The sequence below is a fragment of the Streptomyces sp. NPDC002851 genome (genome assembly GCF_053591935.1).
In genome coordinates this window covers 250,930-271,958 of the sequence record NZ_JBSFUT010000004.1, presented here as the reverse complement: position 1 = coordinate 271,958, position 21,029 = coordinate 250,930, and the positions used below count along the sequence as shown (strand labels likewise).

Annotated in this window: 19 protein-coding genes and 1 pseudogene; 12 read left to right on the top strand and 8 right to left on the bottom strand. The window is 71.3% G+C overall.

What is annotated here, in order from left to right; genetic code table 11:
* Window positions 1-38 precede the first annotated feature (38 nt).
* The gene (locus ACWD10_RS06605) at window positions 39-611 is read right to left on the bottom strand and encodes a TetR/AcrR family transcriptional regulator (protein ID WP_451087685.1); all 573 of its coding nucleotides are present in this window, start codon (window positions 609-611) and stop codon (window positions 39-41) included.
* A 193-nt stretch (window positions 612-804) separates the two neighbouring features.
* On the opposite strand from ACWD10_RS06605, the gene ACWD10_RS06600 reads away from it, so the two are divergent.
* The 6 genes from ACWD10_RS06600 (at window position 805) to ACWD10_RS06575 (ending at window position 5,396) form a co-directional block, all read left to right on the top strand.
* On the top strand, window positions 805-2,442 hold the full coding sequence (locus tag ACWD10_RS06600) for a LuxR C-terminal-related transcriptional regulator (RefSeq protein WP_451087683.1): 1,638 nt from the start codon (window positions 805-807) through the stop codon (window positions 2,440-2,442).
* Window positions 2,443-2,583: 141 nt separating this feature from the next.
* Entirely contained in the window at window positions 2,584-2,811 is a 228-nt protein-coding gene (locus ACWD10_RS06595) for a tautomerase family protein (protein ID WP_451087681.1), read from the top strand.
* Between the two features lie 27 nt (window positions 2,812-2,838).
* Entirely contained in the window at window positions 2,839-3,066 is a 228-nt protein-coding gene (locus tag ACWD10_RS06590) for a tautomerase family protein (RefSeq protein ID WP_451087679.1), read from the top strand.
* A 189-nt stretch (window positions 3,067-3,255) separates the two neighbouring features.
* Complete coding sequence (locus ACWD10_RS06585) at window positions 3,256-3,480, top strand: hypothetical protein (RefSeq protein WP_451087677.1); 225 nt, start codon at window positions 3,256-3,258, stop codon at window positions 3,478-3,480.
* A gap of 225 nt (window positions 3,481-3,705) precedes the next feature.
* On the top strand, window positions 3,706-4,380 hold the full coding sequence (locus ACWD10_RS06580; RefSeq protein ID WP_451087817.1) for a chitinase: 675 nt from the start codon (window positions 3,706-3,708) through the stop codon (window positions 4,378-4,380).
* 467 nt (window positions 4,381-4,847) lie between these two features.
* The gene (locus tag ACWD10_RS06575; protein WP_451087675.1) at window positions 4,848-5,396 is read left to right on the top strand and encodes a MarR family winged helix-turn-helix transcriptional regulator; all 549 of its coding nucleotides are present in this window, start codon (window positions 4,848-4,850) and stop codon (window positions 5,394-5,396) included.
* 38 nt (window positions 5,397-5,434) lie between these two features.
* Here the strand turns inward: ACWD10_RS06575 and ACWD10_RS06570 are convergent, their stop codons facing one another.
* The 3 genes from ACWD10_RS06570 to ACWD10_RS06560 form a co-directional block, all read right to left on the bottom strand.
* Window positions 5,435-7,411 carry a chloride channel protein gene (locus tag ACWD10_RS06570; protein WP_451087673.1) on the bottom strand — a complete coding sequence of 659 codons (1,977 nt, stop codon included), beginning with the start codon at window positions 7,409-7,411 and terminating at the stop codon, window positions 5,435-5,437.
* A 412-nt stretch (window positions 7,412-7,823) separates the two neighbouring features.
* Window positions 7,824-8,237, bottom strand: a complete 414-nt coding sequence (locus tag ACWD10_RS06565; protein WP_451087671.1) for a hypothetical protein — start codon at window positions 8,235-8,237, stop codon at window positions 7,824-7,826.
* A 30-nt stretch (window positions 8,238-8,267) separates the two neighbouring features.
* Window positions 8,268-8,813, bottom strand: coding sequence for a DUF2231 domain-containing protein (locus ACWD10_RS06560; RefSeq protein WP_451087669.1), 546 nt, complete (start codon window positions 8,811-8,813; stop codon window positions 8,268-8,270).
* Between the two features lie 142 nt (window positions 8,814-8,955).
* On the opposite strand from ACWD10_RS06560, the gene ACWD10_RS06555 reads away from it, so the two are divergent.
* The 3 genes from ACWD10_RS06555 to ACWD10_RS06545 all read left to right on the top strand — a co-directional run bounded on the left by ACWD10_RS06555 (window position 8,956) and on the right by ACWD10_RS06545 (window position 12,275).
* Complete coding sequence (locus tag ACWD10_RS06555; RefSeq protein ID WP_451087815.1) at window positions 8,956-9,780, top strand: helix-turn-helix transcriptional regulator; 825 nt, start codon at window positions 8,956-8,958, stop codon at window positions 9,778-9,780.
* Window positions 9,781-10,142: 362 nt separating this feature from the next.
* Entirely contained in the window at window positions 10,143-11,255 is a 1,113-nt protein-coding gene (locus ACWD10_RS06550; protein WP_451087813.1) for an MFS transporter, read from the top strand.
* A 168-nt stretch (window positions 11,256-11,423) separates the two neighbouring features.
* A complete protein-coding gene (locus ACWD10_RS06545) occupies window positions 11,424-12,275 on the top strand; it encodes an alpha/beta fold hydrolase (RefSeq protein ID WP_451087667.1) in 852 nt (283 codons plus the stop codon).
* Here the strand turns inward: ACWD10_RS06545 and ACWD10_RS06540 are convergent.
* On the bottom strand, window positions 12,272-12,763 hold the full coding sequence (locus tag ACWD10_RS06540; RefSeq protein WP_451087665.1) for a DUF6653 family protein: 492 nt from the start codon (window positions 12,761-12,763) through the stop codon (window positions 12,272-12,274). The genes ACWD10_RS06545 and ACWD10_RS06540 overlap by 4 nt on opposite strands.
* 203 nt (window positions 12,764-12,966) lie before the next feature.
* Here ACWD10_RS06540 and ACWD10_RS06535 point away from each other — a divergent pair, with 203 nt between their 5' ends.
* Together ACWD10_RS06535 and ACWD10_RS06530 are read left to right on the top strand one after the other, a co-directional pair.
* Window positions 12,967-13,932: a zinc-binding dehydrogenase gene (locus ACWD10_RS06535; RefSeq protein WP_451087663.1), complete on the top strand. Its 966-nt coding sequence runs from the start codon at window positions 12,967-12,969 to the stop codon at window positions 13,930-13,932.
* Between the two features lie 189 nt (window positions 13,933-14,121).
* Window positions 14,122-15,405 (top strand): pyroglutamyl peptidase, encoded by a 1,284-nt coding sequence (locus ACWD10_RS06530; RefSeq protein WP_451087662.1) that lies wholly within the window; start codon window positions 14,122-14,124, stop codon window positions 15,403-15,405.
* Between the two features lie 29 nt (window positions 15,406-15,434).
* Here the strand turns inward: ACWD10_RS06530 and lysA are convergent, their stop codons facing one another.
* The gene (lysA, locus tag ACWD10_RS06525) at window positions 15,435-16,766 is read right to left on the bottom strand and encodes a diaminopimelate decarboxylase (RefSeq protein WP_451087660.1); all 1,332 of its coding nucleotides are present in this window, start codon (window positions 16,764-16,766) and stop codon (window positions 15,435-15,437) included.
* Between the two features lie 101 nt (window positions 16,767-16,867).
* Between lysA and ACWD10_RS06520 the strand changes: the two are divergent.
* A pseudogene (locus ACWD10_RS06520) lies at window positions 16,868-18,481 on the top strand (helix-turn-helix domain-containing protein); the annotation flags it as partial.
* Here the strand turns inward: ACWD10_RS06520 and ACWD10_RS06515 are convergent.
* Together ACWD10_RS06515 and ACWD10_RS06510 are read right to left on the bottom strand one after the other, a co-directional pair.
* Window positions 18,454-19,365: a DUF817 domain-containing protein gene (locus ACWD10_RS06515; RefSeq protein ID WP_451087658.1), complete on the bottom strand. Its 912-nt coding sequence runs from the start codon at window positions 19,363-19,365 to the stop codon at window positions 18,454-18,456. The pseudogene ACWD10_RS06520 and the gene ACWD10_RS06515 sit on opposite strands and share 28 nt — an antisense overlap.
* Before the next feature lie 60 nt (window positions 19,366-19,425).
* A complete protein-coding gene (locus ACWD10_RS06510) occupies window positions 19,426-20,889 on the bottom strand; it encodes an APC family permease (RefSeq protein WP_451087656.1) in 1,464 nt (487 codons plus the stop codon).
* Between the last annotated feature and the right edge of the window lie 140 nt (window positions 20,890-21,029).

Below are 21,029 nucleotides of genomic sequence, written 5' to 3'. Positions count from 1 at the left end.
GGTGTTGGTGTGGGGTTGCGGGTGGGTCCGGGTGTGGGTCAGACGCCGAGTGCGGGGAGAACAACGGCGTCGACGTAGGAGCCGAGGAAAGCCTTGTCGAGCGGCTTGCCCTCGACGAGGTGCCGGGCGATGAACGCGCCGACGAGCATATGGACGACGAAGTCCAACGCCGGGTTGTCCGGGTCGACTTCGCCCCGCTCCACTGCCCGCCGCAGGAGCGCGTCGAGCCCGGTCATCTCGGGCTCGATCATCAACTCCCGCATGGCGTCGTGGAGATCGGGATTTCCGTGGATGGCATGGGCGAGCCCTCGCATCAGCGCGGAGTCCCGCTCCATCTGGCAGTCGTCGGCACGGGCCACCATCTCGTGGAAGTCACCCCGGAGGGATCCGGTGTCGATCTCCGCGAAACTGACCGGCTTACCGTGCCGCAGCGCCCTGGCGACCAGCTCCGCCTTGCTCCCCCACTGGCGGTAGAGGGTGGCCTTGCTGGACTTCGTACGAGCGGCCACGGCGTCCATGGTGAGGGCGTCGTAGCCGACGTCACGCAGCAGATCGAGAACGGCCTCGTACAACTCGGCGGCGCGCTCGGGGGTGATCCGACTCCGTGCCATCGCCCGGCCTCCTTCTCCCCCCTGCGTGAACGAAACGGTTTCGTACGCATACGACGATACGCCACCCCGAAACGAAACGAAACCGTTTCGTACGTGTCCCGGCTCACGTCGGCCGCTCGGCGCCCCGCCCATGGAGGACGCCATAGCGCCACGGAGCGGTACGGGGTGGAATGGTGCCGAGGAGGCGGGCGTCATGGACGAGCGCGAGACGTCGCTTCGTATGGGCCGTGCGGCGCACCGCCGTCCGGACTGGGCGCAGGCGTACGAGGGATTCGCCCAGGCCGATGGTCTTGAGCCGCTGGGCGGGGCGGATCTGGAGCTCCTTGCGGAGGCCGCGGAGATGGTGGGCCGTCCCGAGGCGCCGGTCCGGTACCTGGAGCGGGCCTTCCGGATCTACGACGAGCAGGGTGACTGCGCGGGGGCGGTGCGGTGCGCGTGGTGGCTGTACTACTCACACCGGCAACGGGGCGAACCGGCGCACGCGGGCGGCTGGCTGCGGCGGGCCCGGCGCCTCGCCGAGCGGCGGCCGGAGGACTGCCCGGAGCTGGGGTACCTGCGGATCCCCGAGGCCGAGCGTCTGGACGCGGCCGGTGACCACGACGGCGCCTGCGGCATCGCCGAGGAGGCCGTACGGATCGGTGACAGCGGTGTGGTGGCGCTCGCGCGGCACGTGCAGGGCCGGGCGCTGATCAAGGCGGGGAAGGTGGCGGAGGGCCTGGACCTGCTTGACGAGGTCATGGTCATGGTCGTGTCCGGTGCCGTCTCCGCGCGCGTCAGCGGCTGGATCTACTGCAGCGTCGTCGACGCCTGCCACGAGCTGTACGACCTCCGGCGCGCCCGCGAGTGGACCACGGCCTTGACGCGGTGGTGCGAGGCCCAGCCGGGGCTGCGGGGTGCGTATCCGGGCATGTGCCGTATCCACCGGGCAGAGCTCCTGCGCGTCTCGGGTGACTGGCCGGCCGCGGCCGCCGAGGCCCGCGCCGCGTGCGAGCTGCTGACCCGGGGCTTCGGTCGGAACGTGGTCGGCGCGGCGTACTACCAACTCGGCGAGGTGCACCGGCTGCGCGGCGAGACGGCCGACGCCGAACGCGCCTATGAGCAGGCCGATGCGTGGGGCTGGGATCCGCAGCCGGGGCTCGCGCTGCTGCGGCTCGCCCAGGACCGCCTCGATGCGGCGGCCGCCGTGCGGCGGGCACTCGCGGAGAGGAGTGAGCCGCTGGCCCGCGCCCGGCTCCTGCCCGCCCAGGTGGAGATCGCTCTGGTGGCGGGGGACGCTCCGGCTGCCCGGGCCGCGGCCGCGGAGCTGGACCGGGTCGCCGCCGCGTACGACGTACCGGCGCTGTACGCGCTCGCCGCCCAGGCGCAGGGCATGGTGCGACTCGCCGAGGGAGACCAGGCGGGCGCGCTGGGCGCCTTGCGCCGGGCCTGGCGGCTGTGGGAGGAGCTGGACGCCCCGTACGACTCGGCCCGTACCCGCCTGCTCATCGGGCGGGCCTGCCGCGCCGCCGACGACAACGACACCGGCGACCTGGAGATCCGCGCGGCCCGCGCGGCCCTGCGGCAGCTCGGCGCCGCCGTACCGGATACCTCCGGCCGCTTCCCCGCGCCGCCCGAGGCGGATGCCCCGGTGCTGACACCGCGCGAGACGGAAGTCCTCCGGCTGATCGCGTCGGGCCGGAGCAACCGGGACATCGCCGCCGAGCTGTTCCTCAGCGAGAAGACCGTCGCCCATCACGTCAGCAACATGCTCGCCAAGCTCGGTGTCCCCTCACGGACGGCGGCCGCGGCTTATGCCTATGAGCACGGCCTCCTGCGCACGACGGGGGCCTGAGCGCCCGCGCTTACACAGAATTGCCCAGCCCGGCCCCTTGGAGAAGTTCGAGAGTTGGGCACTTCTCCCGAAGCGCCGCCCCTGGCCCGCCCCGTAGCGTCGAAGCCGTATCCAGCCGAAGGCGGGGTCGAGGAGGCCACCATGCCTGTCCTGGAAGTCAAACTCATCGCGGGCGTCTTCACGCACGAGGAGAAGCGCCGGATCGTCGAGCGCCTCGGCGAGGCCCTCATAGAAATCACGGGAGAGCAGATGCGGCCCGTGACCCACACCTTCATCACCGAGACCCCCAGCGGAGAGTGGGCAATCGGCAGCGTCGCCAAGACCGCCGAGGAGATCAACGCCATGCGCCATGCCCAGCCCGTGGGCTAGTACCAGCACCGGTCCGAGGAGGCCACCATGCCTGTCGTGGAAGTCAAGATCATGGAGAACGTCTTCACCCATGAGGAGAAGCAGCGGCTCATCGAGGGGCTGTCGGAGAAGCTCGTCGAGCTCACCGGCGAGTGGGCACGTCCCTACACCTACACCTTCATCACCGAGGCCCCGAACGGAGAGTTCGCGATCGCCGGCGCCGCCAAGACCGCCGACGAGATCAACGCCATGCGCCATGCCCAACCCGTCGGATGACGCGGACGTTGCCCCACGCGGCGCGCACCGCCGGGGCCGAGCCGGCCGGGCCGGGGAGTTCTCGCGGCCCGGCCGACCCGTGCGAGGGTGAACCGACTCCGTCGCCCCAGCGTCTTCATGATCGACGAACGTACGAGGGACGAAACGTACGAGGGACGAAGCGACACGAGGAGAGGGAGGGACGACGGTATGGCCAAGCCGGTGCGTGCGGCTCTGGGTGAGCGGTGGATCACCTGTCAGTTCTGCCAAGGGGAGTTGTTCCGTGAGCGGGGCGTGAAGCTGAACAGCTCCGGCATGGAGTTCATGAACCTGGCCTGGGCGAATGAGACGGCCACCGGGCTGATCTGCTGGAGCTGCGGCTACGTACACCTCTTCGCCAACCGGAATATCCAGCTCTATCGAGCGGACAGGTAGGCCGGACGAACGCGGGCCACGCCCGCGAGTTCCTACGTCGCGAAGGCTGACTCGTGGCTCCGGCGTGCCGAACTCCCCTCCCCGCACGCCCCCTTGACCTGGTCCAGACCAACGCGATTGAGTGCTCCCACCCCCACACGCGAGGAGCACTCCATGGCGAGAAAACGCTTCGTCTCCCTACTGGCCGCCGGCGCGGCGGCCTGCGCCTTTCTGATTGTCATGCCCATGATGTCGCAAGCGACGCCCACGACGCCCGCGCCGTCCCCGAAGAAAGCGGCTGCCGAATTCGTGGTCAGCGAGGCGCAGTTCGAGCAGATGTTCCCGAACAGGAACCCCTTCTACACCTACGAGGGCCTCACTGCGGCGCTCAGCGCGTACCCGGCGTTCGCCAACACCGGCAGCGACACGGTGAAGAAGCAGGAAGCGGCCGCCTTCCTGGCCAACGTCAGTCACGAGACCGGCGGCCTGGTCCACATAGTGGAGCAGAACGAGGACAACTACCCCCACTACTGCGACGCTTCGCAGCCGTACGGCTGTCCGGCGGGCCAGGCCGCGTACTACGGCCGCGGGCCGATCCAGCTGAGCTGGAACTTCAACTACAAGGCCGCGGGGGACGCGTTGGGCATCGACCTGCTCAACGACCCGCGGAAGGTGGAGAAGGACGCGGCGGTCGCCTGGAAGACGGGCCTCTGGTACTGGAACACGCAGACCGGCCCCGGCACGATGACCCCGCACGACGCGATGGTCAACGGCGCCGGCTTCGGTGAGACGATCCGCGCGATCAACGGCAAGCTCGAGTGCGACGGGGGCAACCCCGGTCAGGTGCAGAGCAGGATCGACAACTACAAGCGCTTCGTCGAGGTTCTGGGCACGGTGCCTGGAGACAACCTGAGCTGCTGAGGCGAACGGCCGGGCCGAGCGTCGGCTCGGCCCGGCCCGGCCCGGCCCGGCCCGCACCAGTCACTCAGCCTCGCCGGGCCAGAGACGTGCCGAGGTGACCCGCCCCGGTCGGAGGATGCGTACGCGTTGGCCGCCGCACCGGTCGCACCCGTTGTGGGTCAGGGGGGAGGGTACGCGTACACCTGCGACGTGGTAGGTCACGTGCACGCTGCCCGCCGGATCGGTGAAGTGGCGGATCTCGTACTCGCGCTCCCAGCCGTGTCCGCAGTTCAGGCATACGAATGAGTAGGCCTCGTGGACCGGTTCCTCGGCCATGTCGTCCACCTCCTGTCACCGCCGTACGGCTGTATGACTTGGGCTGACTTGGGCTGGCTTGGGCTCTCTTTTACTATTGCACTGTGCAATGAATGCGGCAAACGCCTACCGCGGAAAGCGGGGTAGGACGGAAAGCGGGGTATGAAGGCGCCATGACGCACGCTGACAGCGACGGGCAGCCGTCCGCCGCACGGACGCCGGAGCTTGACGCGGAGGCCGAGGAGGTGGCCGTGGCCGTCATGGCGGCCTCGCGGCTTCTTGTCGCCATCTCCGCCCGGGCCCTTGCGGCCGTCGATGACACTCTCACCCTTCCCCAGCTGCGTACGCTCGTCGTCCTTGACACCCACGGACCGGTCAAGCTCGCCGCGCTGGCCACGACCCTTGCGGTCAACCCGTCCACGGCCATGCGGATGGTCGATCGTCTGCAGGCCGCTGGTCTGGTCGACCGCAAGGCGAACCCGGGCAACCGGCGCGAGGTCGTCCTCAATCTCACACACCAAGGCCAGAGCCTGGTGCAGCGAGTGACCGCACACCGCCAGGAGGAGATCCGCAGGCTTGTGGCCCGCTTGCCCGCCCATGAGCGCGCCGGGCTGGTCGCCGCACTGCGCGCGCTGACCGACGCGGCGGACGACATGGACCGCGCTCCACTGGCGGGCGTACGGCGTTCCGGGGGTCTGGTTGATCCGGAAGACGGTCCCTAGAGCTCCGGACACCCTGATCGCCTTTGACCGCCCCCTGATCAGAGGGCGAGTTCGTCGCGGTCGTCGCTGGGCGGGGGCGGGGGCGAGGGCGGGACCGGCCCGGCATCGCCGTGTTCGCGGCGCGTCGGCCGCCCGGCCGCGGGTGTCGTGGCCGACGGCGAGGCCGGGGTGCGTCGTGGCCCCAAGTGGCGTTGTGCGTGGTGCTCTTCGTGGAGGTCGACACGGCGTGCGTGCAGGAGGTGGCGGAGGCTGACGATGCCTTCCGGGCGCGGGTGTTCGTCCCGGCTGACGATGAGGACGCGGGTGATGTCGTGCTGGGCCATGCGGTTGGCGAGGGTGCGTAGGGTCTCGTCCTCGTACGCGGTGACGGCCGGGGCAGCCAGCTCTCCCAGGGGCGTGCGGTCGTCATCGGCGTGGTCCACGAGCTCGCTGCGCGTGACCACGCCGAGGAGGTGTCCGGCCGGGTCGAGCACCGGGTACAGCCGTTGGGACAGAAGGCGTTCGGGGTCGCCCGCGTCGTGTGCGGCACGTAGCACGGCGGCGGCCTGACCGGCCGTCATGCCGGCCCGGAACGTCCTCGATACCGGGATCTCCAGCTGGCGTACGAGGTGGACTTCGAGTGGGTCGACGCTGTACTCGCGGCTCAGGTGCAGCCCGCGGCGGGCCAGCTTCTCGGTGAGGACCGACCTCTTGAGGATGACGGCGGAGAGCAGGTAGGCGGTCGAGGATGTGATCACCAGGGGGATCAACGCGTTGAGCTCGTGGGTGAGTTCGATGCAGAAGACGATGCCGGTCAGCGGCGAGCGCATGACGCCGCCGAGGACGCCCGCGAGCGAGACCAGCGCCCAGAAGCCCGGGCTGACGTGCGGGAAGACGAGCCCTTCGGCGGCGCCGAGCGCACCGCCGATCATGAACATGGGGGCGAGGACGCCACCGGAGGTGCCGGAGCCGAGGGAGAGGCCCCAGATGAGCGTCTTCACGATGAGGATGCCGAAGATGAGGCCCACCGTGGCCTGCCCGGTCAGGAGTTGCTCGATGACGTCGTAGCCCACGCCGAGGGCCCGCGGCTCGATGAGCCCGCCGATGCCGATGATCGCCCCGCCGATGGCGGGCCACCACATCCAGTGGAACGGGAGCTTGGCGAAGAGGTCCTCGGAGAAGTAGACGAGCCTGGTGGCGCCGAGCGCGAGAAGTCCGGCCGCAAGGCCCGCCACCACGCACAGCCCGTACGCGCTGAGGGGCAGGTGGGAGGGGACGTGGGCACGACCGAACAGCGGTTCGGAGCCCAGGAGCGGGCCGCGGACCAGCGTGGCGGTGACCGCGGCGACGGCCACCGGCAGGTACGTACGCGGCCGCCACTCGAAGAGCAGGAGTTCCACGGCGAGCAGGATGGACGCCAGCGGCGCGTTGAAGGTGGCCGCCATACCGGCCGCCGAACCGGCCACGAGCAGGGCCTTGCGCTCGTCGGCGGTGACCCGCAGGAACTGGGCGAAGATCGAGCCCACCGCACCACCGGTCATGATGATCGGCCCCTCGGCCCCGAACGGTCCGCCGGTCCCGACGGATATCGCGGCCGACGTCGGCTTCAGTACGGCGACGCGCGGCTGCACCCGGCTGCCGCCCACCAGGATCGACTCGAGTGCCTCGGGCATGCCGTGCCCACGGATCTTCTCCGAGCCGTACCGCGCCATGAGGCCGATGATCAGGCCGCCCACGATCGGCATCACGAGCAGCAGCCACGGGTGCGCCGTACCGTGCGGCGTGGCCTCGGTGACGCTGAACCGGCCGTAGTAGGCGAGGTTGGTGACGAGCTCGATCAGCTTGAGCAGCGCGACGGCGACCAGCGCCACCACCGCACCGATCGGTATCGCGAGCGCGGTGATCGCCACGGCACGCGGCGGGACGTGGAAGTCCCCCAGGTGCGCCACCACCTTCGCCCCACCGGTACGGCGGGGGGTGGCCTTGGCGGGCGGAGCGGTCCGCGATGGGGCGGGGTCGGGGCAGGCCAAGGTCATCTCCGTAGCAGAACAGTCGTGAACACAGGGCAGGGCTGACATGCGGCAGCGGTCGGCCTCGCTGCGGACGGGGCCTGTCGCATGCGTGCAGGGAGGTGTGGCGGTAAGCGGAGGGGGCGGCGTGTTACGCGGTACGCGGGAGCCGTGAGAGACGGTCCGCTACGCCCGTCAGAGCGCCGGATGCGGCGTCAATAGACGTGCGGACAGGGGGAGTTCACACGCGCGGCTCGTGGAACGCGCTTCGGCTCGGCCTGCATGTCATCACTTCCTTCGCCCCGGGTCGGCCGCGCCCGCGCCGCCCGGTTCTCCAGAACCTTACTATTGCAGTGTGCAATAGTCGCAGGCGGGGTCACCGAACCCCCCAAGATCAGGGCGCCGACCAGGCAAAATGGCGACCCGCAAGGCTCAGCTCTCAGACCCCCAGGGCCGCGAGCAGGACGACGACGAGGGTGGCGGCTCCGAAGAGGCCGTGGCCGAGCACGATCCGCTGCGGCAGGTGGCTCTCGGCGGGGCCGCCGTCCGGCCCGGCCGCCGCCGTGCCGCGTACCGGAAGCCAGCGGGCGAACATGGTGAAGCCGAGCAGGGCCACCACGACGAGGAGCCCGAAGCCGGTCCAGGCCAGTGAGGTGCTGTCGGCGACGAGATAGACGATCCAGACCACAAGGCCCACGGCGGCGAGCAGGAAGTGCCCGAAGACGAGCGGGGCCGGGAAGCGGGTCGGCCCGGTCTTCTGCTGGCGCAGGCCGCCGTGCGCGATCCAGCGCGCGAGCAAGACGAATCCGCCCAGCGCGGCGAGCACCCATGCGATGAGTCCGGCGACATCCATGACGTACTCCAAATCCGTTGCTCTGTGCGGCTATTGCGATGAGCCGCCGGTGGTCGGGGGCGTGAAGCCCTCGGCCTGGGTGCCTTCGTCGGCGACCCGCACCCCGTAGCGGTAGGCGAGCTTCCCGCCGAGGTACCCGGAGACGGCCAGGACGATCAACAGGCAGGCGGAGAGGGCCAGTTGAGGGCCGGGCACCGCTTGCCCGGCGGGGTATCCGTCCGCCTGGCGCCAGGCGAAGCCGCCCGCGTAGGCGGCGGTGATGGCGAGGTTGAGCGTCATGTGGATCAGTGCGGTGCGGTACGCCGTCGTGCCGGTCGGGATGGCGAACAGGTCGAGGAAGCCCACCGTGGCGGCGGCCAGGGCTCCGAGGACGCCGATCGCGATCAGCCAGGCGGAGCCGCGGGCGAGGAAGCCGGGGTCGTCCACGAAGTGGGACCCGATGTCGAAGACGAGGCTGGAGACCCAGGCCCCGATCGGCACGGTGACCAGGATCGGGTGGAACGGGTGACCGTACGGCCCGGCAAGGGCACCGCTTACGGGCCTCTTGGCCTGGTGCGGATCTGCGTTCGCCGACATCCGGCACCTCGCAGGCTAGGGAGTTTCACCAACAATTGTTGGTCTTATTCCGGGGTCGGGTCAAGTGCAGCGCCCCTGCCCCAGCCCCGAGCCGCCCGGACCGGGCCGGTGTGCCACCGATGAGAGTTACCGTGAATCCGTGATGTCCGACCCCGAGGCCGCCCCGTCGAAGGGCCCCTCCTCCCAGATGGCCGCACTGGCGGTCCTGGGCGACGCGTCCCGGCGCAGACTGCTCGATTTCGTCCGCCGGGCGCGGCACCCGGTGACCCGCGAAGAGGCGGCCGCCGCGGTCGGTATCTCCCGGAAACTCGCCGCCTTCCACCTCGACAAGCTCGTGAAGGCCGGCCTGCTCCAGGCCCGGCACGGCGGGCACGGGCCGCGCAGGGTGGGGCGGGCCCCCAAGGTGTACGAGCCGGGTCCGCAGTCCATCGACGTGAGCCTGCCGCCGCGGCGCCACGAGCTGCTCGCCTCGCTCCTGGCCGAGGCGGTTACGGGGCAGCAGCCGGGCGAGAGCGCCGTGGCGGCAGCCGTGCGCATCGCACGGGAACGCGGCGCAACCCTCGGGGCCGAGGCCCGCACCCGGGACCTCACGCAGGAGTTGGAAGAGCTCGGCTACGAACCGGAACGAGAGCCGGAGGGGCACACCGTGCTCCGTAACTGCCCCTTCCACGCCGTCGCAGCGCAGGCACCCGAACTCGTCTGCGCCATGAACCAGGCGTTCCTGCACGGGTACTTGACCGCGGTCGGGGCCACCACGACCACCGCCGTACTGGCCCCACGCCCGGGAGTCTGCTGCGTCGAACTGCACCCCGAGGCGGCTCCGAAAGAGGCGGCCCCGGAAGAGGCAGCCCCGGAAGAGGCAGCCCCGGAAGAGGCGGCCCCGCGAGAAGCGGCTCAGGGAGAAACGGCCCCGCGAGAAACGGAACGGCAGGACGGGACCACCTGCGCCCGCGACACCACCCCATAGCCGCGCACCTGCCAAGGGCGGCGGCGGGCCCGGAGGTGGAGAGCACGGCCACTACCCGTTGAACGCGCGCGTCCACCTGTGGCCATGGCGGCCCGTTCGGATGGCCCACCGGCGGGAATGCGACATCACCCGTGGCGGCCAAGGGTGCCGTCGCAGATCTGCCAGCCACCTCCTGATGAGGGCTGTTGGACTGATCGCGAAACGCCCTTGCCTTCACAGGACGGAACGCCGCCATGCCCGCATCCACTGCCACCTCGTTCGACACCCAAGCCCCGGCCCCAGCCCCAACCCCGGCCCCGGCCCCGGCCCCGGCCTTATCCGCTCGGTCCCCGCTCATCGGCTGGCTGGCCGTCGTCTCGGTGATGTTGGGGATCTTCGCCATCGTCACCACCGAGATCCTGCCGATCGGGCTGCTGACCTCGATCGGGTCCAGCTTCACCGTCTCGGACGGGATGGCCGGATTGATGATGACCATGCCGGGGTTCCTGGCGGCGATCGCCGCTCCCCTGGTCACCGCGGCCACGGCACGCTTCGACCGCCGACTGATGCTGTGCGTGTTCATGCTCCTGCTGGCACTGGCGAACTTTCTGGCCGCAGCGGCACCCGACTACTGGCTCGTCCTGATCTCCCGGATCATGGTCGGGATCACGATCGGCGGCTTCTGGTCGATCGGGGCCGGATTGGCGGAACGACTGGTGCCGTCGGCCTCGGTCGGCAGGGCAACTGCCGTGATCTTCTCCGCCGTTCCGCTGGGATCCGTCCTCGGCGTGCCGACGGGCACCCTCATCGGGGATCTCGCCGGATGGCGAACGGCCTTCGTCGCCATGGGCGTGCTGACGGTCGTCGTCCTGGTCATGCTGTTCTTGCTCGTGCCGCCGCTGCCTCCGGTCCGGGCCACGCGGCTGGGCGTCCTCGGTACCCTGCTCCGCGGCGCCCCTACCCGCTTCGCGCTCCTCCTGACGTTCCTTGTGGTGCTGGCTCACTTCGGTACGTACACCTACGTGACACCGTTCCTGGAGCAGGTCACCCACATCAGCGGAGGTCTGATCACCACATTCCTGCTGCTGTACGGTGTCGCGGGCGTCCTCGGCAACTTCCTGGGCGGCGCCTGGGTGGGCCGATATCCCCGCATCGTCATCGGACTCGCGGCCGGGCTGATCGGTGCGGTGACCCTGCTGCTGCCGGTGTTCGGCGGCTGGGCGGCGGGCGCGGTGCTGCTGCTGATCGTGTGGGGCGTCGCCTACGGAGCCGTACCCGTCGCGTCGCAGACCTGGTTCTCCAAGGCGGCGCCGCACGCACCGGAAGCGGCCTCGGTCCTGTTCACCGCCTCCTTCCAGGCGACGATCTCGATCGGCGCGCTCGTAGGGGGAGTTGTCCTTGACCGCACCTCTCCCTCCACGGTGATGCTGCTGGGCGGGTGCACCGCGGTGCTGATGGTGTGTGCTCTCAGTGGCCGGTCCCTCAGGGCGGGCTGACAGCAGATCGGCTACAGGCCCACTCAAGCCCCATGGAGCCCAACAAAGCGGAGGGCTTCATACCGGTACGCGGATGATCTTCCGGTACGTACAGTGGCCACCGACCATCAAACAACCGTGCGCACGCTGCGATCGCTCAACCCAGCGCGCCAGAAGGTGAGTAGACGGATGCAACCCACGTTCGTGCTGGTACACGGGGCCTTTGCGAACTCCTTCTCCTTCGCACCGCTCCAGGCCGAACTCGGCCTGCTCGGGCACCGTTCGGTCGCCGTCGACCTGCCGGGGCACGGCTTCGCGGCGACGTACACCCGGGCCTACCAGGCACCGCAGGATCTCGAAGGGCTCGCCACCGCGCCCGGCGCGATCAAGGGCGTCACGCTCGCCGACAACGCCGCGTATCTGATCGGGATCCTCGAACGGGCCAAGCGGAACGGGCCGGTGATCCTCGTCGCCCACAGCCGCGGCGGCGTCACGGCCACCGCCGCCGCCAACGCGCGGCCGGACCTGATCGACCGTATCGTCTACGTCTCGGCCTGGTGCCCGGTCGATCTCGACGTCAACGACTACTACGCCGAACCGGAGATGGCCACGGTCGACCCCGCCGCCTTCGCCCCGGCCGTGGCGGGCAACCCGGCCGAACTCGGCCTGCTCCGCGTCAACTTCCGCACCGCCGACCCGGCCGCCCTCCCCGCGCTCAAGTCGGCCCTCTTCGCCGACGGCACCGACGAGGAGTTCCTGACCTTCCTCAACACCTTCCAGCCGGACGAGAACCTGGACGTCGGCACCTCCGCCGACCGTGCACAGGCCGCGACGTGGGGCCGGATCCCGAAGACGTACGTCCGACTGCGCGACGACCAGAGCCTGCCGCTCGCCATACAGGACCGGCTGATCCGCGAGGGCAACGCGCTGACGCCCGAGAACCCGTACGACGTCCGCACCCTCGAAGGCAGCCACCTGAAGTGGCTGGTCGACCCGGCACCGGCGGCCCGAGTCCTGGGCGAACTCGCCGCGCTCCCCTAGCCTTCCTGGCTCTGACTCTTGCTCTCGCTCTGGCTCTTGCTCTGGTGGCGGTCGTAATGGCGGACCATCAGCTCCCAGTAGACGAGGAGCAGGGCCATCTCCGCGGCCGTTGCGGCGGCCGCGGGCCCGAGGCGGCGACGGCGCGCGGCGATCAGCGCGGCCAGGGACGCGGCGGAGGCGGCGGCGTTGACCGCCATGGCCGCGTCCCGGGGGCGCTCGACGAGCCACATCTCCTCGCCGAGCATCGCGCGGCTGGCCCAGGCCCGGTTGTCGGCGGGCTTGGGGAAGATGACGGGGTTGACCGCGAACCACGCGCCGACCACGGCCGCGTGCCGCCAGCTCCGGGTCCACACCGGGACCGCTACCAGCGGTGCACTGGCCCAACGGGTCCAGGCGCTCCAGGGGTTGGCGTGCCGGGCGAAGATCGCGCGGCGGGTCCGTGCGAGCAGGCTCGGCCGGGAAGAGTTCGTCGGTCGGGGAGAGTTCATGGGCGTGCTCCTCCGGGGTGTTTCGACATCGCTCGACATCGCTCGACAGGGCGCCGACCAGGCTTCCCGGCTCACCGGCTCAGAGCGTACGGCACGCGTGGTGCCGCGGGTGAGTCATTTTTTCTTGACCTCAACCGCACTTGAAGTTCAAGACTCCTCTCATAGCGATCAGCTCCTACCGATCACAGCGAGGGATGTACGTCATGCGCGTGGCACAGGTGACGAAGTTCGGCGGCCCTGAGGTCCTGGAGACGGCCGAGGTGCCGGACCCGGTGGCGGAACCCGGCGAGGTGGTGATCGACGTGGCGTACGTCGACACGATCTTCGTCGAGACCCAGGTACGGGCCGGCGCCGGGTTCTTCCCGGTCGAACCGCCGTACGTACCAGGTGGCGGGGTCGCCGGAACGGTCCGCGCCATCGGCGAGGGCGTCGCCCCCGAGTGGCTCGGCCGCCGGGTCACGGCCACCGTCGGCTTCACCGGTGGATACGCCGAACAGGTCGTCGCGGCAGCCGACTTGCTGGTCCCCGTGCCCGACGCCCTCGGCCTCCGCGAGGCCGCCGCCGTCGTCCACGACGGGGTCACCACCCTCGCACTCGCCGAACTCACCGCCGTCGCACCGGATGAGCGGGTCCTGATCCTCGGCGCGTCCGGCGGCATGGGCACCCTCCTGGTCCAGCTGGCGCACGCACGGGGCGCGCAGGTCGTGGCCGTCGCCCGCGGTGAGCGCAAGCTGGCACTCGTACGGGAGTTGGGCGCGGACCACGCGATCGACGCCACGCACGACGACTGGCCGCAGCGGGCCCGTGCGGCACTCGGCGCGGGCGCGGCGGATGTCGTCCTGGACGGTGTGGGCGGCCACGTCGGCCTGGCCGCCTTCCCGTTGACGGCGGACGGCGGACGGTTCTCCGCGCACGGCGCGCCCACGGGGGGCTTCGCGCCCGTGGACGCGGCGGAGGCCGAGCGCCGCGGGATCACCCTGCTCGGCATCGACAACGTGCAGCTCTCGCAGGAGGACCGTAAGCGACTCGCCGCCGCGGCCTACGAGGAGGTGGCCGCGGGGCGGCTGCGCCCGGTGATCGCCGAGGTGTTCCCGCTCGACCGGGCGGCCGACGCGCATACGGCCATCGAGGGCCGCACGTTGCTCGGGAAGGTGCTGCTCGAGGCGTGAGGGGTGCCGCACCTCGGCCGGGGCGATGGGCGGTGCCGCGGTCCATCGTCCGGCCAGGGTGAGCTGCGATATCGTCGCGTCCCCACCGGCAACGGAAGGACTCGCGTGTCTGCTACGGCTTCTCCGTCCCCGATAGACCCGACGGCCCCGCAGGTCCCCAAGTCCCCGCGAGGGCGGGTACGTAGGCGGATGGGTGCCGTGGGTGCAGCCCTGCTTGTCGGCCTCGGGACCGCTTCCCCTTCTGCCGCCTCCGCATCCGCCTCCAGCGCCTCCGCCTCCGTCTCCACCGCTTCCTCCTCCGACGTACCTCCGCCGACCGCCGAGGAGCGGCGACTCGACCGTGCCGCGCCGCAGGAGATTCTGCGGCGCAGTGGATTCGACGCCGTGGCACCGGAGTTCGCGCGGGAGCTCGGCTCGGCGGACTCGTACGCGCGGGCCAAGGACATCGTCGTACGGCAGGGTTCGGCGCTGTGGCGGCGTGCCGTCGACCGGGTGCAGGGGCGCGGGCCCGCGGGTGGGGATCTGAGCCGGGACGACGACCGGCCGTTGTACTGGGCGAGGTTGGCGATGGTGCGCGAGCTGCGGCAGTGGGAGCCCGCGCAGTTCGAGCTGACGGATGGCCAACGGGCCGTCCTGTCCCGGGCGTTGGAGACCACGTCGCGCGGCCAGGACTCCATCCGTTACCCGAAGGGACAGGCCGGGCACGCCGCCAAGCGCATCCTGGCCACCGGCTTCGACCCCTTCACGCTCGACCGCGATGTCCGGATCAGCAACCCCTCCGGCGCCACGGCGCTCGCGCTCGACGGCACCGTCATCCAGACCGCTGACGGGCCCGCCCGCGTCGAGACCGTCGTGTTCCCCGTGCGCTGGGACGACTTCGCGGAGGGGACCGTCGAGCGCACGCTGCGGCCGCAACTGCCGCGCGTCGACCTGTTCACCACCATCAGCCAGGGGCGCGTGGGCCGTTTCGACATCGAGCGCACCAACGGGGCCTGGCGCGGCGGCTTCCCGGACAACGGGAACCTCTCGCGGACCGGAACCGTCCCGGTCACCGATCCGGCCTCGCAGCCGCAGTGGACGACGACCACGCTCCCGTACAAGAGGATCGTGAGCGGCGAGACGGGGCGCTTCCCGGTGTACGACAACACGGCCGTCACCGAGATCCCGGCGGGCGGCACCGAGCCGGTGGAACGGCCGGACGGGCCGACCGAGGGTTCCACGGCCCGGAAGGGCGGCGGCGGGGACTACCTGTCGAACGAGATCGCCTACCGGGCGACGCTCCTACGGGACCGCCTCGGGCTGCACGACCGGCTGCCCGGCGGCCATGTGCACACCCCGGTACTGCAGTTCGGGACCGGGAACACCGATCCGGAGACCGGGAAGGTCACCGACCCCGACTTCGTACGCAACCGGCTCGACATCGTCGCGCAGGTACGGGCGATCCTGACGGTGGCGGCGGAGGACGAAGACTGAGCCGCCTGGCGAGCACGCCGCGCCCCGGGTCACCCGACGTCGCGGCGTAGCAGGTCCTCGTACGTCTCGCGGCGCAGCACCACGTGGGCCTCGCCGTCGCGGCAGAAGACGACCGGTGGGCGGCGGGCGCCGTTGTAGTTGTTGGCGAGCGAGTGGCAGTACGCGCCGGTGACCGGGACCGCGATGACGTCGCCGACGCGCGGCTCGCGCAGCGGGACGTCCCGTATCAGGGTGTCGCCGGACTCGCAGTGGCGGCCGACGAGGTCGCAGCGCTCGCCGCCGCCGACGCGCGTGCCGACCGTGGCCTCGAAGCGCTGGCCGTACAGCATCGGTTCGAGGTTGTCGGCCATGCCGCCGTCGACGGCGACCAGGGTGCGCCCGGCGGCGCCTCGCTTGACGGTGACGGCGCGGTAGAGCGTGGCGGCCGCCCCGGCGACGAGTGAGCGGCCCGGTTCGACGATCAGCCGGGCGGTGGCGGGCAGGTGCTTGCGGGCGGCGTCGGTGAGGGTGCGGACGTACTCCTCGACGGTCGGCGGCCGGTCGTCGTAGGTGTAGCGCACGCCGAGCCCGCCGCCCAGGTCGTACACCGCGTGCTCGCCAAGCTCGCCGATGGCCGCCACGGCCTCGACGGCGCGCGCGAACGGCTCGGTATCGAGGAGCTGCGAGCCGACGTGGACGTGCAGTCCGTCCAGGCGCAGCCGGTCGCTTGCGCACAGCCGCTCGGCGGCGCGTACGGCGTCGGCTATCGGGAGTCCGAACTTCGAGCCGTCGTGGCCGGTGGCCATGGCCTCGTGCGTGTCGGCCTCGACGCCCGGGATGACGCGGAGCAGCACACGCTGCTCGCCGCCGTGGGCCCGGTCGCCTCCCAGCAGGCGCTCGAGGCGGTCGATGTCGTCGAAGTTGTCGATCACGATCGTGCCCGCCCCGGCGTCCACCGCCATGGCCAGTTCCTCGTCGGTCTTGGCGTTGCCGTGTACGACGAGCCGGGCCGGGTCGGCGCCCGCGGCGAGCGCGGTGACCAGCTCGCCGCCCCCGGCGACGTCCACGCCGACGCCCTCCTCGACCAGGACGCGGACGACTGCCGTGCAGGGGAAGGACTTCGAGGCGAAGACGACTTGGCTGTTCGGCCAATGGGTTGCGAGGGCCCGTACGTATTCCCGCGCGCGGGCCCGCACGGCGGCCTCGTCGACGACGACGGCCGGGGTGCCGAAGCGCTCCGCGAGGTCGGTGACCCGGCAGCCGCCGAGGATCAGCTCACCGTCTTCTGCCAGGTGAGAGCCGGGTGGGAAGAGGCCGACGAGATCGGCGGCGGTGGCTTCGGACGGTTGGGTCACGGTCATGGGCGGTTGCGTCACGGTCATCGGCGGTGGCTCCTGTCCCTCCGGTGAGCGGGGTGCTCGGGATTGCGTGGCCTATCCTGTCCGCCGGTCCGAGGGCGCGCCCACGCCGATCGCCCCAGGAAATGAGGAGCTCGTTGTCCGATTCCACAACAGCCATGGCGGACGGGACGGCTGCGGCGGCGGCCGCGGTCGACGGCCGGGCCGCCGGTACGTTGCGCCTCGTCCTGGACACCGCCGACGTCGTCCGGGTGCTCGCCGCGCCCGCCGGACTCGATGTCTCCGTGCGCGGCACGGTGATCCACGACCCCGGCGACCCGCTGCCCGCGGCGCCCGGCGCGCTCCTGCTGCTCGTGGGGGCGGACGTATCGGATCCGCGGACGTGTGCCGTGCTGTGGCGGGCGGCCGAGCAGGGCTTCGCGGCAGCCGTCGTCAAGCGGCGCGGGCAGGACCCGGCGCGCCTGGTGGCGGAGGCGGAGCGGCGCGGTATCGCCCTGCTCGAGGCCGGGGACGCGGTGCCTTGGCGGTACGTGGACGCGGCGCTGAGCTGCGCGCTCGCGGCGTACGGGGTGGGCGACGCGGCGCCGTCCGCACCGGTCGGCGGCGAGGAGCTGTTCGCGCTCGCGGACTCGCTGGCCGCGGTGGTCGGCGGCTCGGTGGCGATCGAGGACCTCGACCAGCACGTGGTCGCGTACTCCAAGGTCCCCGGTCAGCGCATCGACGCGCTGCGCGAGCGGGGCATCCTCCAGCGCCGGGTGCCGGACCTGCCGTACCAGCGGCAGCAGTACCGCGACGTGCTCGCCGCCCCCGGTCCGGTCCGCTTCCCCACCACGGGCGACGAGTTGGCGCGGGCCGCCGTCGCGATACGGGCGGGGGCGCTGCCTCTGGGCACCCTGTGGGCGATCGAGCCGGAGGACGGCCTTCCGCAGGAGGCCGAGACCGCCCTCCTGGACGCCGCCCGCCTCGCCGCCCCTCATCTGCTGCGCGCCCTGAACGCCCCCGAGGCGGAACGGCGGATGCGGCAGGACACCCTCCGCGCGGTCCTCGAGGGCCATGGCCCACCACCTGAGGATGCCACCGGCCGCCTTGGCCTGCGGCCGGGAGCGGACCTCTGTCTGGCCGCCTTCGCGGTGGGCTCTCGAACCCCGGACGGTTCCGCGGCCCCAGGCACGGCCGGAGACGCCCTCGGCCCCGCACTCATCCCCCACGTAGAAGCCGCCCTGGTCCGCTTCTGTGCCGCCCACCATGCGGAGGCGACGGTCGCGGCGACCGCCCGTGCCGTCTACGTACTGCTGCCCGCGCCCGGGCCGGGGGCCGGGCCGCGGTTCGCCGATGCCGCGCTCGGCGCCGTGCGGGCGGCGGTCGGCGCCTCGGCGGGGGTACGGGCCGCGGTCACCCGCCCGTACGCCGACCTGCTGCGGCCGGGCACGCTCCGCCGCGAGGCCGACGACGTACTGCGGGCCACGGCCCTGGACGGTGCGGACCGGCCCGCGGCGATGGCGGGGGACGTACGCCACCGCATCCTGCTTGACCGGCTAGGCGACGAGCTGGCCCGCGACCCGTGGCTGCAACTGCCCGGTGTGGCCCGGCTGTTGGCGTACGACCGCGAGCAGGGTACGGAGTACGCGGCCACGGTCACCTGCTGGCTGGACGCGGTCGGCGACATCGCCGCCGCGGCGGCCCGGCTGAACGTCCACCCCAACACGCTGCGCTACCGCCTGCGCCGCATCCGCGAACTCTTCGGCCTCGACCTGGACGACCCGGACACTCTGCTGGCCAGCTGGCTCCAACTCCGCGCGGCGGGACGGCCCGGCAAGGCGGGACGGCCCGGCAAGGCTTGAGCCGGGTCCGTCTCAGGGCGTCGCTGTGCGCGGGCGACCAGGACGAACGTCACCGTGATCAGCAGGGACCAGGCGGCGAACTTGTCGATGCCGACGGGCTGCCAGCCGTCCGCCTGATACGGGTAGCGCCACGCCCCCAGGCCGGTGGCGAGGTTCTCCGCCAGCCACAAGAAGAAGCCGATGAGCACGAACGACAGGGCCAGCGGCATCCGGTGGCGCCGCCCGCTGACCGTGAACTCCACCCACGTCCCCCAGGTCACGGCGAGGAGCAGGACGGCCAACAGCCAGCGGGCGTCGGGCAGCCAATGGTGGCTGAAGAAGTTGACGTAGATCGCCGCAGCCAGGACCTCGGTGGTCCGCGCCCGGTACCGGACCAGGCCGAGGTCGAAAAGCCGCCAGGCACGGCACACGTAACTGCCCACCGCCGCGTACAGGAAGCCCCCGTACAGGGGTACGCCGCCGACCTTCAGGACGGCGGGCTCCGGATAGCTCCAGGAGCCGAGATAGACCTTGAGCAGCTCGAAGGCCAGGCCGATGACGTGGCAGACGGCGATGACCGCCAGTTCGCGTCCGGTCTCCCAGCCGCAGGCCCGGAACACCACCGTGAGCAGCACCCCGTACACAAGCAGCAGGTCGTAGCGGGCCACCGGCAGCTGCGGCATCAGCCCGGACAGGGCGACGCCCGCCAGGATGGCCGCCGCGAAGGCACAGCAGCGGAGCTGTATGCCCGCGAAGAGCCACAGTTGCCTGAGGGTCGTGTGCGTCGTGTGTATCGAGGTCATGCGGGCTAAGACGGGCGACCGGGTGGGGCTGGTTGCCCCACCGGCCTCGCCGCATCGCCGCTAGCCCCGTACCTCCGCGACGGGCTCCGCTTCCGTACTCGACTGCGATTCCGTCGTATCCGTCGTACCCGGTTCGGCATCCTGAAGCGCCGAGTGGCGGCGCCCGAAGGCCAGGTACAGGGCGGCCGCGAGGAGCAGCCAGCAGGCGAAGAGGGTCCAGGTGATGCCGGGCAGCAGGTACGCCAGGTAGAGGCAGGACACCGCGGAGAGGATCGGCACGACCGGGTACAGCGGCACCTTGAACGGCCGCGGTGCGTCCGGGGCGATCCGGCGCAGCACGATCACCGCCGCGGCCACGGCCACGAACGCGACGAGCGTGCCCATGCTCGTCAGGTCCGCGAGGTACTGGAGCGGCACGAACGCCGCGAGGCCGCCGACGCACGCGCCGACGATCCACGTGTTGTGCACCGGGGTGTGGCGTTGGCGGTCCACGCGCCGGAACAGCTGCGGCACCAGACCGTCCCGCGCCATCGAGAACAGGATCCGGGTCTGCCCGAAGAGCGTCACGAGGACCACGCTGAAGATGGAGACCACCGCTCCCGCGGCGAGCAGCACCGCGGGCCATCCGGCGCCGGTGACGTCCCGCAGGATCTGCGCGAGGACCGCCTCGCCCGCGTCCGCCTGCTCGCCGAACCTCCCGGCGGGCTGGGCGCCGACGGCCGCGATCGCGACGAGGATGTAGAGCGCGGTGACCGTGGCGAGGGTGAGCAGCAGGGCGAGCGGAATGGTGCGGCGCGGGTTGCGCACCTCCTCGCTCGCGGTCGCGACGGTGTCGAAGCCGACGTACGAGAAGAACACCCCGGACGCGGCGATGCCGATGCCGCCGATCCCGTGCGGGGCGAAGTCGCTGAAGTGCTCGGCGCGGAAGGCGGTCAGGGCGACGGCGACGAAGAGCAGCAGCACGCCGATCTTCACGCACACCATCACGGCGTTGACGGTGGCGGACTCGCGCGTGCCGCGGGCGAGGAGAAGCGAGCACAGCAGGACGACGACGAGCGCCGGGATATTGACGATGCCGCCCGCTCCCGGTGCCTGGCTGATCGCGTCGGGCAGGGTGAACCCGAAGACGGAGCTGGACAGTTCGTTGAGGTACTGGCCCCAGCTGACGGCGACCGTCGACACCGCGACGCCGTACTCGAGGATCAGACACCAGGCGACGAGGTAGGCCGCCCCTTCCCCGAGCGAGGCGTACGTATACGAGTACGTGCTGCCCGCGACGGGGACGGCACCGGCCAACTCCACGTAACAGAGCGCCGCGAGCCCGGCCACGACGGCGGCGAGGACGAAGGACAGGATGACGCTCGGACCGGCGTCGGGGACGGTGGTGCCGAGGACGAAGAAGATGCCGGTGCCGACCACCGAGCTGATGCCCAGGAGCGTCAACTGCCCAAGCCCCATGGAGCGTTGGAGGGAGCCGGAGTCCGAGCCGGAACCGGAGGGCGGATCGTCACTCTCGGCGATCATCCTGCCCAGTGGCTTACGGCGACACAGCTGGCCTGAGATGCGGCCCATGGCTCTCCTCCTGGTGATCCCGACGGGACGGCTTCGGGTTCCGGGGATCTTGCGGGATGACGGAGGGCCGGACAACGTCGGATAAGTACAAG

Excerpts from the sequence above, each read along its gene's own strand:
- ACWD10_RS06605 (WP_451087685.1), bottom strand. The coding sequence starts at position 611 with ATGGCACGGAGTCGGATCACCCCCGAGCGCGCCGCCGAGTTGTACGAG.
- ACWD10_RS06600 (WP_451087683.1), top strand. The coding sequence starts at position 805 with ATGGACGAGCGCGAGACGTCGCTTCGTATGGGCCGTGCGGCGCACCGC.
- ACWD10_RS06595 (WP_451087681.1), top strand. The coding sequence starts at position 2,584 with ATGCCTGTCCTGGAAGTCAAACTCATCGCGGGCGTCTTCACGCACGAG.
- ACWD10_RS06590 (WP_451087679.1), top strand. The coding sequence starts at position 2,839 with ATGCCTGTCGTGGAAGTCAAGATCATGGAGAACGTCTTCACCCATGAG.
- ACWD10_RS06585 (WP_451087677.1), top strand. The coding sequence starts at position 3,256 with ATGGCCAAGCCGGTGCGTGCGGCTCTGGGTGAGCGGTGGATCACCTGT.
- ACWD10_RS06580 (WP_451087817.1), top strand. The coding sequence starts at position 3,706 with ATGATGTCGCAAGCGACGCCCACGACGCCCGCGCCGTCCCCGAAGAAA.
- ACWD10_RS06575 (WP_451087675.1), top strand. The coding sequence starts at position 4,848 with ATGACGCACGCTGACAGCGACGGGCAGCCGTCCGCCGCACGGACGCCG.
- ACWD10_RS06570 (WP_451087673.1), bottom strand. The coding sequence starts at position 7,411 with ATGACCTTGGCCTGCCCCGACCCCGCCCCATCGCGGACCGCTCCGCCC.
- ACWD10_RS06565 (WP_451087671.1), bottom strand. The coding sequence starts at position 8,237 with ATGGATGTCGCCGGACTCATCGCATGGGTGCTCGCCGCGCTGGGCGGA.
- ACWD10_RS06560 (WP_451087669.1), bottom strand. The coding sequence starts at position 8,813 with ATGTCGGCGAACGCAGATCCGCACCAGGCCAAGAGGCCCGTAAGCGGT.
- ACWD10_RS06555 (WP_451087815.1), top strand. The coding sequence starts at position 8,956 with ATGTCCGACCCCGAGGCCGCCCCGTCGAAGGGCCCCTCCTCCCAGATG.
- ACWD10_RS06550 (WP_451087813.1), top strand. The coding sequence starts at position 10,143 with ATGTTGGGGATCTTCGCCATCGTCACCACCGAGATCCTGCCGATCGGG.
- ACWD10_RS06545 (WP_451087667.1), top strand. The coding sequence starts at position 11,424 with ATGCAACCCACGTTCGTGCTGGTACACGGGGCCTTTGCGAACTCCTTC.
- ACWD10_RS06540 (WP_451087665.1), bottom strand. The coding sequence starts at position 12,763 with ATGAACTCTCCCCGACCGACGAACTCTTCCCGGCCGAGCCTGCTCGCA.
- ACWD10_RS06535 (WP_451087663.1), top strand. The coding sequence starts at position 12,967 with ATGCGCGTGGCACAGGTGACGAAGTTCGGCGGCCCTGAGGTCCTGGAG.
- ACWD10_RS06530 (WP_451087662.1), top strand. The coding sequence starts at position 14,122 with ATGGGTGCCGTGGGTGCAGCCCTGCTTGTCGGCCTCGGGACCGCTTCC.
- lysA (WP_451087660.1), bottom strand. The coding sequence starts at position 16,766 with ATGACCGTGACGCAACCGCCCATGACCGTGACCCAACCGTCCGAAGCC.
- ACWD10_RS06515 (WP_451087658.1), bottom strand. The coding sequence starts at position 19,365 with ATGACCTCGATACACACGACGCACACGACCCTCAGGCAACTGTGGCTC.
- ACWD10_RS06510 (WP_451087656.1), bottom strand. The coding sequence starts at position 20,889 with ATGATCGCCGAGAGTGACGATCCGCCCTCCGGTTCCGGCTCGGACTCC.